General features: G+C 35.3%; 10 protein-coding genes and 1 tRNA gene. 7 read left to right on the forward strand and 4 right to left on the reverse strand.

Annotated features, from left to right (window positions below):
- Positions 1–39 precede the first annotated feature (39 nt).
- Entirely contained in the window at positions 40–1,257 is a 1,218-nt protein-coding gene (locus ACFIK7_RS03890) for a mechanosensitive ion channel family protein (protein WP_375631190.1), read from the reverse strand.
- Positions 1,258–1,392: 135 nt separating this feature from the next.
- Here ACFIK7_RS03890 and dnaG point away from each other — a divergent pair, with 135 nt between their 5' ends.
- From dnaG to ACFIK7_RS03905, 3 genes are all read left to right on the forward strand, one after another.
- Positions 1,393–3,330 (forward strand): DNA primase, encoded by a 1,938-nt coding sequence (dnaG, locus tag ACFIK7_RS03895; protein WP_375662965.1) that lies wholly within the window; start codon positions 1,393–1,395, stop codon positions 3,328–3,330.
- Between the two features lie 390 nt (positions 3,331–3,720).
- Positions 3,721–5,736, forward strand: coding sequence for an RNA polymerase sigma factor RpoD (gene rpoD, locus ACFIK7_RS03900; protein ID WP_273790804.1), 2,016 nt, complete (start codon positions 3,721–3,723; stop codon positions 5,734–5,736).
- A gap of 612 nt (positions 5,737–6,348) precedes the next feature.
- Complete coding sequence (locus ACFIK7_RS03905; RefSeq protein ID WP_273790803.1) at positions 6,349–6,810, forward strand: YcgN family cysteine cluster protein; 462 nt, start codon at positions 6,349–6,351, stop codon at positions 6,808–6,810.
- 27 nt (positions 6,811–6,837) lie between these two features.
- Here ACFIK7_RS03905 and ACFIK7_RS03910 read toward each other — a convergent pair whose 3' ends face one another.
- Positions 6,838–7,581 carry an SIMPL domain-containing protein gene (locus tag ACFIK7_RS03910; RefSeq protein WP_375662966.1) on the reverse strand — a complete coding sequence of 248 codons (744 nt, stop codon included), beginning with the start codon at positions 7,579–7,581 and terminating at the stop codon, positions 6,838–6,840.
- Between the two features lie 170 nt (positions 7,582–7,751).
- On the opposite strand from ACFIK7_RS03910, the gene ACFIK7_RS03915 reads away from it, so the two are divergent.
- Together ACFIK7_RS03915 and ACFIK7_RS03920 are read left to right on the forward strand one after the other, a co-directional pair.
- Positions 7,752–7,828: transfer RNA gene (locus ACFIK7_RS03915), tRNA-Ile, on the forward strand.
- 1,723 nt (positions 7,829–9,551) lie between these two features.
- Positions 9,552–9,734, forward strand: a complete 183-nt coding sequence (locus ACFIK7_RS03920; RefSeq protein ID WP_273790801.1) for a hypothetical protein — start codon at positions 9,552–9,554, stop codon at positions 9,732–9,734.
- Here ACFIK7_RS03920 and ACFIK7_RS03925 read toward each other — a convergent pair.
- Entirely contained in the window at positions 9,658–9,972 is a 315-nt protein-coding gene (locus tag ACFIK7_RS03925) for a helix-turn-helix domain-containing protein (RefSeq protein WP_007347852.1), read from the reverse strand. The genes ACFIK7_RS03920 and ACFIK7_RS03925 overlap by 77 nt on opposite strands.
- A 756-nt stretch (positions 9,973–10,728) precedes the next feature.
- On the opposite strand from ACFIK7_RS03925, the gene ACFIK7_RS03930 reads away from it, so the two are divergent.
- Positions 10,729–11,013, forward strand: a complete 285-nt coding sequence (locus tag ACFIK7_RS03930; RefSeq protein ID WP_375645318.1) for a hypothetical protein — start codon at positions 10,729–10,731, stop codon at positions 11,011–11,013.
- A gap of 267 nt (positions 11,014–11,280) precedes the next feature.
- The gene (locus ACFIK7_RS03935) at positions 11,281–11,592 is read left to right on the forward strand and encodes a hypothetical protein (protein WP_273790799.1); all 312 of its coding nucleotides are present in this window, start codon (positions 11,281–11,283) and stop codon (positions 11,590–11,592) included.
- Between the two features lie 754 nt (positions 11,593–12,346).
- Here the strand turns inward: ACFIK7_RS03935 and ACFIK7_RS03940 are convergent.
- Positions 12,347–12,526 (reverse strand): DUF1508 domain-containing protein, encoded by a 180-nt coding sequence (locus tag ACFIK7_RS03940; RefSeq protein ID WP_273790798.1) that lies wholly within the window; start codon positions 12,524–12,526, stop codon positions 12,347–12,349.
- Positions 12,527–12,651 lie beyond the last annotated feature (125 nt).

Consider the following 12,651-nt stretch of genomic DNA (forward strand, 5'->3'; position numbering starts at 1 on the left):
GTGGTTACTTCAAAATTAATAAATTGAAGTTTATTGTTTTTATTTCACTTTTGCTTTTAATACTTGATTAAAATCATAACCGCTTGGATTTTGAAAAACCTTTAGACCAAAACAGGGCAGAATAGAATAAAGGTGATCAAAAATATCGCCTTGAATTTGTTCATAGTCTATCCAAACGGTGGTGTTCGTAAAGCAATAGATTTCTAAGGGTAAACCATTTTCTGTAGGAGGTAATTGCCTTGCCATATAGGTCATATTAGGGTTGATATTTAGATGCTGTTGTAGATAAGCAAAAACATAAGCACGAAAAGTTCCAATGTTGGTTAAACGGCGCGTATTGGCTAAGACATCATGATTTTTATCTAATTGAGCATTCCATTGATCAATTTCTGCTACTTTTTGCGTGAAATAATTTTCTAATAAATTAAATCGAGAAAGATATTTTTGTTCTTCTTCTGTGAGAAAATGGATACTTGATTGATCAATAAAAAGGGAGCGTTTGATGCGTCTGCCACCTGATTCTTGCATGCCACGCCAATTTTTAAAAGGGTCGGTCACAAGTTTACGGATAGGAACTGAGGTGATGGTGTTGTCGAAATTTTGAACTTTAACAGTATGCAAGGCAATTTCAATAACATCACCATCGGCACCGAGATTGGGGATTTCAATCCAATCTCCAACGCGAACCATATCAGTGGATGAAATTTGAATACCGGCAACGAGAGAAAGGAGCGTATCTTGAAAAATTAACATGAGAACCGCGGCCATTGCACCAAGACCGGAGAAGAGAATAAGAGGGGAGCGGTCAATCAATGTAGCAACCATTAAAATTGTTGCAACAGCAAAAAGTGCAATTTTAGCAATTTGAATATAACCTTTTATTGGTTTTAGTCGTGCTGTTGGTCGTTGTTCGTAAAGGATGTTAATGACATTGAGACAGGAAGAAATTGTCAGGACAACAAAAAAGATAATGAAGGCGTTGGCAACATTACCGATGACAGTGCTAAATGCATCGGGCAATGTTGGAATAAAATTAACACCAATTGAAAGAATAAAAGCTGAAGTGATATTTGCCATGTATTGAATAGCATTATTAATATCGATCGTTGTATTTTTGGGGAGAAAAGAAGAGAGTTTTTTTGCTCCGTGAATAAGTAATTTTCGTCCTAGAAAGTTCACTAAAAGGGCAGCTATAGTAAGAATAATAAGCCAAGAAATAGCCTCTAACCACGGATATTGAACAATAAATTCGATCACTTTTTTATTCTCCATTTCTAAAAATATATGCAGTTGAGGGTTTAAAATTTTACAACTGCTTAAGAGGAAGTATTGGAATTATGCTCTAAAGTCGTTAAATATGCAAAAAAGAATTTTCAAACTCTGTGAGAGATAATGCGTTTTCCGCCCGATTTCCTTAATGAACTGCGTACGAGACTCCCAATTTCAACAGTGATTGGGCAACGGGTGGATTTTGATCCTCGAAAAAGTAAGCCTTCACGGGGAGACTTTTGGTGTTGCTGTCCATTTCATGGTGAAAAAACGCCAAGTTTTCATTGTGATGATCATAAAGGGCGCTATTATTGTTTTGGTTGTGGTGTAAGTGGAGATATTTTTACCTTTTTGTGTGAGCTTGATGGATTGCACTTTTCAGAAAGTGTAGAGCGTTTGGCTGATTTTGCGGGAATGAAACTCCCTATTTTGGATTCACAAAGTCATAAACGTCAACTGGAAAAAGCTGACCTTTATGATGTGATGAAAATTGCTACAGATTTTTTCCAATATAATTTACGCGATAAAGAAGGTACGCAAGCACGTCGTTATCTGGATGCACGTGGTGTTACACCAGAGCTTGTAGAGCGTTTCCGCATTGGTTTTGCACCGGTAAGGCGTACAGCTTTGAAAGAAGCTTTGAGTGCACGGGGCATTTCAATAAAGCAAATGGAAGAATGTGGGCTTCTCTCAGTGCATGAGGAGAGCGCGGATTCTTATGACCGATTTAGAAATCGCATTATGTTTCCTATCGAAGATTTGCGCGGACGTGTGGTGGCTTTCGGAGGGCGTGCATTAGAGAAAGTGACACGAGCAAAATATCTCAATAGCCCTGAAACAGTGCTGTTTCATAAAGGAAATATACTTTATAACGCGGCAGCAGCTCGCAAAAATAGTCGCTTTGTTGGCGATGAAAAAATTCATTCACTTCTTGTTGTTGAGGGGTATATGGATGTCATTGCATTGACTAAAGCTGGTTTTGAAGGAGTCGTAGCGCCCTTAGGGACAGCATTAACGGAAGCGCAAATTGAGCTTTTATGGCAGATGGGGAAGGAGCCCATTTTGTGTTTTGATGGTGATGATGCTGGTTTAAAAGCTGCTTTTCGTGTTGCTGATCGTGTGTTGCCTCTTTTAAAGGCTGGGGTTTGTGTACGCTTTGTTTTGTTGCCACAAGGGAAAGATCCTGATGAAATTGTTTGTGCTGGTGGAGCACAGCTTTTTTCTTCTTTTTTGCAAAAGGCAATTCCTTTGAGTGAGCTTTTATGGTGGCGAGCTACCTATGGAAAGCATTTTGAAATTCCAGAGACACGAGCAGCGCTAGAAAAACAACTGAAACAACAAATTTTTACGATTAAGGATGAAGATGTCCGCCGTTATTATTTGCAAGATGTAAAAAAACGCCTTTTTGATTTTTTTCGTCCCTCTTTTTCGAAAAAAAAGGGGGGAGGGCGATATGATCAATCTTCACCAAATAGGACCTTTAAAGATCAAACCTTTTCTCTGTTAGCAAATTCTGAAATAGTACGAAATTCTTCGCAATCTATTCCTTTGCGTGAAGCAGTGATTTTACTCACTTTAGCTTACTATCCTGAGTTGTGGTATGAAAATTTTGAAATTCTTTCTGAGTTAGAATTAAAAAATACTCAATTGATAACTCTTCATCAAGCTATGTTGGAAATTCTTGGGGACCAACAGCTTCATGATAAAGAGACGATGGTTGCATTCTTAGAGAAAAGAGAACAAAAAGCTCTGTTAGAGCGTATGAAACATCTTGTGCAAAATATTGGTATGCGTATTATCCTTGGTGGAGCCCCTATAGAAGATGCACGTGCTATATTAAAACAAGCTGTCTACTTGCATCTTCAAGAACACCACCTACATAAGAGATTACAGGATATTGAAGAGCAACTTGTAGAAAATCCTAAGAGTGAGGTTTTTGATCTGCTTCGTGAGGTAAAAAATGAGCTGGAGCAGATGCAGGCAACAGAAGCGTTAATTGAAGGGTTTGGAAGTTGGTTGGATGAAAAAATAGACGGGAATACACAAGATACGATAAAATGATTCGCTTTTTTAATGCGAATCAGTCACTTAAATTTTAGATGAGGAACTTTATGTGGAGTGACATTTTTATAAAGATGACAATTAAATTTTAGAAAAAGCGGGTAAATTTTAGGAAAAGCGGGAAATTGGTTCTTACGATAGGGTACAGAGATTATCTCAGAAGGGCTGAGAGGTGTCGGGGAAACTTCTGGAGTTTTCCCGCGTTTTTGTCTGGATGTCGAGTTTGTCTGGATGTCAGGGCATATACAAAATGTATTCTTTCCAATAGTAATCTCTTAAAAGGAAGTATATATGAGTAACTATTGGTAGATTTTAGTGAGAACAAACAAACTGGTCACATGGAAACTATGGTTACATGGAAACTGTGAAGTGATCGAGTGGAGTTATGGTATGGCAACAAAGGTTAAACAGAAAGATAATGCAGAAGTAACAAGCCAAGCGAGTTTGGATAGTCCTCTTCTTGATTTTTCTGATGATGCCATCAAGAAAATGATTAAGCTTGCCAAAAAAAATGGTTACGTAACAATGGATGAACTCAATGCAGTTCTTCCTTCTGACGAGGTTACATCCGAACAAATTGAAGATATCTTGGCGATGTTCTCTGAGATGGGGGTTAATGTTGTGGATGATGAGGATGAAGTTGAGTCTGAAAATTATGAAGAAGAAGTTACGGTAGAGGGTGGTGATTTAGTAGAAGCCTCTAGCCACGCAATTGCAACGACAACGAATAAACGCGAAGTAACAGATCGTACGGATGATCCGGTGCGTATGTATTTGCGTGAGATGGGAGCTGTTGAGCTTCTTTCGCGGGAAGGCGAAATTGCCATTGCTAAGCGTATTGAAGCAGGGCGTGAGACAATGATTGCGGGACTTTGTGAGAGTCCTTTGACTTTTCAGGCTCTTATTATCTGGCGTGACGAGTTAAAAGAGCAGCGTATTCTTCTTCGTGAAATTATTGATCTTGAAACGACTTATGCTGGTCCAGAAGCAAAGCAGGCTCCTATTATTGAGCGAAGTGAAGTTGATAAGACGGTAGAAGAAAAAATGTCTTCTGGTATACGTAATATGGGGGAGAGCGCAGGAGAGAGAAATATTGAAGACGATGATGAAGAAGACGATGACGATGTTAACTTATCGCTTGCTGCAATGGAAAATGAGCTTTGTCCTCAAGTTATGGAAACATTGGATTTTATTGCTCAAACCTATGTGAAATTACGAAAATTACAAGATCAGCATGTTGAAAGCAGTTTGGCAGAGCGTAAAGAGGGGGCCCTTACTTCTTCTCAGAAGAAGAAATATATTCAATTAAAGGGTGAGTTGATTCAAGCAGTAAAATCTCTTTCTTTAAACCAAAATCGTATTGAAGCTTTGGTTGAACAGCTTTATGACATCAATAAGAGATTGATTCATAATGAAGGTAAACTGAAACGGATTGCCAATAGCTATGGCATTGGCCATGAGGACTTTTTAAAAGAATACCAAGGGCGTGAATTGGACGCAGATTGGATGAATTATATTGCTGCTTTGCCTACACCTGGTTGGAAAGAGTTTTCGGTGCGTGAAGCAAAAGAAATCCAAAAACTGCGAAGTGAGATACAAAATCTTGCGCAAGAAACGGCTATTTCGATTGGTGAATTTCGTCGGATTGTTATGCAGGTGCAGAAAGGTGAACGCGAATCAACTATTGCGAAAAAAGAGATGGTAGAATCTAATTTGCGTCTTGTTATTTCAATTGCAAAAAAATACACTAATCGTGGTTTGCAGTTTCTTGATCTTATTCAAGAAGGCAATATCGGTTTGATGAAGGCTGTGGATAAGTTTGAATATCGGCGCGGCTACAAGTTTTCAACTTATGCAACATGGTGGATTCGTCAGGCTATTACACGTTCAATTGCAGATCAGGCACGTACAATTCGTATCCCTGTTCATATGATTGAAACAATTAATAAAATCGTTCGTACCTCGCGTCAGATTCTCCATGAAATTGGACGAGAACCAACACCAGAAGAATTATCTAGCAAGCTTTCTATGCCGTTAGAAAAAGTACGAAAAGTTCTTAAAATTGCAAAAGAACCTATTTCTCTCGAAACGCCTGTTGGTGATGAAGATGATTCCCATTTGGGTGATTTTATTGAGGATAGGAATGCGTTATTACCAATTGATGCAGCTATCCAAGCTAATCTGCGAGATACGACAACACGCGTTCTTGCTTCATTAACACCGCGGGAAGAACGTGTTTTGCGGATGCGTTTTGGAATAGGGATGAATACAGATCACACGTTGGAAGAAGTAGGACAACAATTTTCAGTTACAAGAGAGCGTATTCGTCAGATTGAAGCAAAGGCACTTCGTAAATTGAAACATCCTAGCCGTTCACGAAAATTGCGCAGTTTTCTCGATTCTTAAATAAAGGAATTCTTGTGCATTTTAATAACTTCCTCTTTCTTCTTAATGAAGGGGGGGAGGTGCGTCATGTTGTACTTGGATACTTTCTTGAGAAAAACATGGGAAGAATTTGAATAATCTAGAAAGTTTGCGATGTTTAATGTTTTTCTTAGCTTTGGGGCTTTATACTTCTCTGTCTCAAAAGAATAGATATAGGGCAAAGGGTGTTTATGGAGTAGAGAGTAGGGGGGCTTTCAAGAAATGAACGATAAAAACATTACCTTGCGTATAGCGCAGCTCGTTTTTTAAGAAATTGGATCTATTAGGAATAAACTTATATTGCAACATACGGACTTTTTGATGAAAAATGTGTATTCTTTTGCGGGATTTTTCTATCATTTTAGGTGACTCATTTTATTCTTTGTCAGTTTATAAAGGGATGTTTCAATAGGTTATGTTCATTTATATGCGCTATTTTTGAATATTCTCTTTTTATTTAGATAGATTTTAAGAACATGGTTTAAAGTATACATTGAGTTGAATCTTTTTAAGAGACAGAAATAGATGAAATTATAGAAATTAAACGTTTTATTTTTATAGATCGTCTTAATTAAAAAAGGTGTGTCTGAGTTTATGAGTGGAGAACTCCCCTTTTGGAAAGTAAAAAAATTAGAAGAGATTTCCATTTCTGAGTGGGAGAGCCTTTGTGATGGCTGTGGCCGTTGTTGTCTCCATAAAGTTGAGGACGACGATACGGGTGACCTTTATGCAACCAGTATTGCTTGTCGCCTTTTAGATGGGGAAACTTGTAGGTGTCGAGATTATGCTCATCGTAAATCAATAGTACCAGATTGTATGTCGCTAGACATTACGACAGTTAAAACAGCGCGTTGGCTTCCAGAAAGTTGTGCTTATAGATTAATTTATGAGGGAAAAGATCTTCATTGGTGGCATCCATTAGTATCAGGAGATTGTCAGACGGTACATACAGCGCGTATTTCTGCACGCGGACAAATAGAGGTTTACGAAGACGAATTATTATCTGAGGAAGAATATCTTTATCACATTACTGGTCTTCTACGTGAAGGCCAGTAATGTAATTTTTATACAACTGTTTGTGACTTAATCGATCGCAAAGACTACAGTGACGCTCACGTTATAATTTAACTCACCACCTGCAAAATTTGTATTTGCGTAGCTGACATCTGCTGCTCTACTCATGAGACGTGGTGTTGGGTGATAGTAATCATCCTTTTCATTGATTTCAATAATTTTTCCTAATTTTAAATCGGCCGCTTGCGCTATCGTTTGCGCTTTTTCAATGGCTTCAGTAATGGCTTTTTTACGTGCTTCTTGATAAAATGGCTTTGTATCTGCGTTGGTAAAAGTAATGCCGTTAACTGAATTAACACCTAGTGACATCGCTTGATCAAAGATTTTACCAGCATTGGTAAGATCACGAATGCGTACGGTTAAAGAATTTGAAACATGATAGAGTTTTTCATTATTCTTTTTTTCGTGCTGTTTATCAGAGGTTGACTGATAAATGGATAAGCCTGATGTTTGCAAATCATTTGCTTGGATACCATTGTTTTTAAAAGCTTTTATAATATCATTGATGGATTGATTATTGGAAGCTAATGCCTTTTGGGCAGTTTTATCATAGGTAACAACGGCTAGATTAATAATTGCCATATCCGGTGCGGCTTGACTTTCTCCGATTGCTGTCACTGTAATTGTTGCATTTTTCATTTTATTTTCTTCAGCATAAACACGTACAGTCAACGATGTGGTTAAGAGTGTAAATGCTAATATAACTGTTTTAACCAGAGAACCCTTCAGTGGTTGAATTTTCTTTTCTATCATATCTATACCTTTATATTTGTCAGTTAATTATTCTCTCATTTTTAAGAGTTTTTGTAAAGAAATTAGAGCACTGAAAAAAAAACCAATAGAAAAGAGAAAAAGATGGGTTATAATCTTTGTCAGCTCTTGTATCATAGGGCATTTTAGTTTAGAGAGAAACAACCTATGTGGGGCCTGTAGCTCAATTGGTTAGAGCCAGCGGCTCATAACCGCTTGGTTGGGGGTTCGAGTCCCTCCGGGCCCACCAATAGGGAAATATCCAATAGAAAAATGGATCGCTTATATAAAAGTTTTGAGATTCTACCTTTTTCGTTTTTTTTTATTTATTTTCCTGTTTGTTCTAAAATCCTTTAGTCGTTGTTTGTTTCATTTTTTTTCTCTCAGTCACTTTAATATAAAGTGAGGGTATATTTTTTTAGTCTCATCAAAGAAGTTCTCTCATTTGCAACATTGTAGCATTTTGATTAACTGATATGTGTCGCTATTTACTTGCTTAATTCATATACTGTTTTGTACTTTTCCTGTGTGATGTGCTTCATAAAATAGAAGACTAAAAGCTTCATTAGATAAATTTATTTATACTTGTTCTGCAAATAAACAGATCTCAATAAAACAAATTTTAAAGATTGGACCTGTTCAGAACAAATGGCTCAAAAAACATTTAGTGTAAATTTGCTTTTTTCTAAGTGATGTTAATGTCTTTTAGACGTTCGAATAGCATCATCGTGATGAAAGGTTGTATATAAGAGAATGTGATCTATAGGCGTTCATATGTATCATGGGGTCAACGATGATAACATTTGTTGATATTTTCTTTTTCCCAAGAAAGGAGTTCTATTTGATTTTTGAGAAATATTGTTCATAGTGACGGAGGCGTGTTCTTTGAAAAGAATTTCATCAATTGTTCTTTGAAAAATCAATTGAGTGATTGTTTCTATCGCTTTGCATCATCCAGATTTTATTGTAATAAGCATTTTATTATTCTGTAAGAAATGTTTTCTATGATATTAAAAAAATCGTTAAAATGCCATTTTCTGTCTTTGTGTATTTTTTTCTTAATGTTCAAATTATAGAGTTTTCATGTGATCCGAATTATTATTGAAGAGCAGATGTCTTTTTTAATTTTACTCTCATAAGGGATTGGCAATATTGCGGTAAACCTACCACTTTTTTGTATTGCTAACCTTTTTCTCGTATTGATCGTGTAGAGAGTTTTATCTTTGTTATGAGTTTTCTCTCTTATGAAAAAGTATTGGCAGAGAGGGGGATTTTTTTGTAAAAGTACACTTCTTCTTCAAAATCATACTTTGAAAATATAATTCTTCATTTGCATAAGGGAATTTCTCTTGCATAAGGGAATTTCTCTCTTGTTGTAAATCTGTATACAATTTACGTACAAAGATTGTGCGTGGTGATTCGTTTTATTTTTTAAGAATATCATTTTTGCTCATGATAGAGACTTATATTAGTATTTACAAGGTGTGTTTAGAGGGGAGGTTACCTGTAAACGTGTTACAGAGTTTTAGGTAGTGTGGCTCTGTTTATAAGAATTTATTCCTATAACATTGTTATATTCTTGCTTTGCAATATTGTTTAAAAAACATAGATAGTGCTATGTAGCATAAAATTGTGATGTATTTTTTCAAAAAGCTTTTTCGTGTTCTCTTATATAGAGTTCAGGAGTGTCTTCAGGGATATTTTCACATTAGTTTTCATTGGTCCGAATCGCAAGATCTGCGTAACATTATTCGCGTTTTTGATAGATTATACCAATTTTCATAAGTAAGGTCTGGATCGTGTGATGCCTTTTGTTTCACCATGGTACATGACTAATAGAACTTCATCTGATTTTGTAAAATAAGTTTGTACACAATTGCTTCCATACTGCCTATTGCAAATATTTTTTTCTAAGGTATGAGATATATTTGAACGCTTTAGCGTTATATAGTTTGACTACATGGAGTATGACTATGAAGAATGATAAAAAATTTGAAACAACTTTATCTGATATTATTGTGAAATGGGAGTCTTTATCGACGTCTCAAAAGCAAGCGATATTGGATAAAGTAGAAAATTCTACAGATTCTGCTCATTCAACAGAACATTTAAGGCTTCAATCTTCTTTTTATCTCCAGACGAAATCAAAGTTATGAGTTTTAAATCTTCATCGGAGATGTTGAAACCAGTTATTACATATATGGCACTAGCATTTCCCAGTGTGTTCAAAATAGCCATGAGTTTATCTACAGAAGGCCTCTTTCCCCCATTTATCATTTGTTGGACGTAATTTTGTCCACAGCCTGCAGCTCTGCTTATTTCAATCATTGTTCGTCCGTCACTTTTTATCAATTCAACTAAGCGTTGGAACCAATCTTTTTCAGTCTTTGTCATTTTTAGACCTTTACATATTTACGCTATAGCGTTAATATTGCGTTGCGAATCCAGAATATATGATACAAGGAGCGTGAAAATATCCATGTGTAGCTCTTCGCTAAGGAAGCATATAGAGTTGTTTTTAACTAATAACAAAATGTCCCCATACACTTTCAGATTCGAATCAATAAAAATGGTTGCTTAGTTCCACGGTTGTGAAAAAGTAAATGTGTATACCAGAAAGGGCGATACACACTCGTATGTTTATGAGATTTCACTGTGATAGTATACGTAGCAGCATTATAAATCAAGATATACCCCAACATCAGAATTTGTAAAAAAAATTCTGCGTTGAGGTAGTATGTGAATATAACGAAGCTTTAGAGCCTTAAGAGATAGGATAATGGCTGTAGAAAAAATGTAAATTCATAGGCAAAGAATACTGATTTCTCCTTTATTGTAATAAATTAGATCACTATCAGATGGTATATCGTATATATGCATTAAAAAATTGGGAAATATCAAAAAAGTGATCTTGGATATTTTATTAAATAGGAAGGTAATCTGATCCACAAAGGTGGTTGTTTGGTGGAATTATACATTCGATCAATGCCCTTATGGGGATGAGTGTGTTTTTATGATGCTGCGGTTTATAATGAAGTCTGTGTTTACAATGATATTGTTATTTATAACAATGCATTAACATATGGTTGTGTAGTCGTTCGTAAGAGTTTGCATGTTTATGAAAAATAAGAACTTTATCGTTATTTGAATATGAGTGGAGATGCATATGTTTACGCTAATGCGGTCTTTTTTGATCAAGTTTTGAATGTTCAATGTATTGAATTTTATGGTGATACTCGTGATTGTAGAAAGGCTCGAGTTTATAATGATGCTTTAGTTTATGGTGATGTAAAGATTTGTGGGAAGGCAAAATTTTACAGAAATGCTGTGCTTTATGACAGTGAAGATTTTTGTAATAATGAAAAACTTTCATATAGCCGCATTCCACATGGCGTAAAAAGGAAGATAGGAACGATTTGGGCAAGGCTTTTATGATTGCATTGCGTCGTTAGTTTTATTTGACGTTCCTTATTTTTTGTATTTTGTGTCAATAAATGTGTCGCAAATAATTGGTGTGAGTGTAGATTTAGCCGCTTTCAGAGATTTGTTTGCGCCATTGATCAATGCTTTAATGGAGAAAATAAGAATGCCGAGAGTGATTGTTCACACTTGGAACATGCAATTTATTGCATTCTTTTTTTGATTGAGGATGAAATAAATTGGTCAAGATGATCACTTGAGCGACAATTAAGGGAGATCCAAATGAGTGTAAACGAAATTTTATTGGGAGCAATGGTTGTTGTTTTGTTGTGCAGCGGGGTTATATTTCGGTTTTCTTTATATTATCGCAGTCAAGTGAAAATTTTAAAAGAGGAATCTAGAAGAATAAAGCATGAGTTTTTAAGAGATTCTATGAAGATGACTGAAGAACGAGATAGAGCTATTAGAGAGCAAAGTATGGTGATTAAAAGACGTGACCAAGCAATTGAAAAACTGAAAAAACAAATTAAGCAATATGAAAAAAATGAAAAGAAATATAAAAAAATGCTTAAATCTGAAGATGATAAAGAGTGATTGTATTCATATTTTGCATTAAAGGGTTTGAAAATGTGTTAGGAAGATTGGAATGACGAGAGAGATAAACTTTAATGAAGCCAATTATGGTGCTGATGGAAATATTGTATTAGAAGAGAATATTCAAGTTTACTCTGATTTTATGAAAACATTTAAGTTTATAAGACAGAGCGTCGTTGGTCATAAAATAAGAGTTTATGATGATAAACCAGTTTATAGGTAGGCTGGTTATTAAAAAGCGCGTCTATACAATCCAGAAATTTTATATTATTGCTGGAAACAATTTTGCACGTTCCTTTTAGATGTAAGGTATAAATGCTACGATAGTTTCAGCTAATAGGTATAAAAAATTGCATGATAATAGGAAGAAAGAGATATTTGCTTTTTATGAAGATGAAATGGGTAAGTCAGTTATGATTATCAGATACAGAAGAGGAATATGAACGTAAAAGATATTAATATCTTGTAGAGTAATTATATCTCTCATTGATGTTTATCTTCTCTTCATGTGCGTTTATTTTTTATGAAAAATACAAGACTTAAGAGATTTTCTTTTTGATAAAGGCTATAGAGATTTGTGTGTGATTGAAAATAAACACATAATCTGTAAGAATATGACTGTTATTTGTAAGCGTCAAAAATAATACAAAAAACACCCTCCCATTGAGGGAAAAACAATCACTGTTCATTTGTCACAAAAATAACTCAACATACCATTATACAAAATAAACGCTTGTTTTAATGGTAAAGAACGTTAGGATTGTAGTTCTCTAATAAGAGCCTTATGTGTAACTTCTTTTATTTGCTCAATATTGATTAGGATATCTTGTTTTGTTGGATAGCCTTTACTAGAAAAAGCAATTTTTTGTGCATCTCCTGAGATTAAACGCCAGTACCATTGATTGTGAACTCCTTGAAACACCTCAAAATACATGTTTCTCACCTCATAAAATAGCTGATAATTTTCAGGATAAATATTTAACTAATCCGTTTGTAAACATTAATGTATGTCTCTATAGGAAGTCGTCAATATATTCCCCTTAAATTTTCTGACTTAAA

The sequence above is a fragment of the Bartonella sp. CL266QHHD genome (assembly GCF_042195355.1).
Lineage (GTDB): Bacteria > Pseudomonadota > Alphaproteobacteria > Rhizobiales > Rhizobiaceae > Bartonella.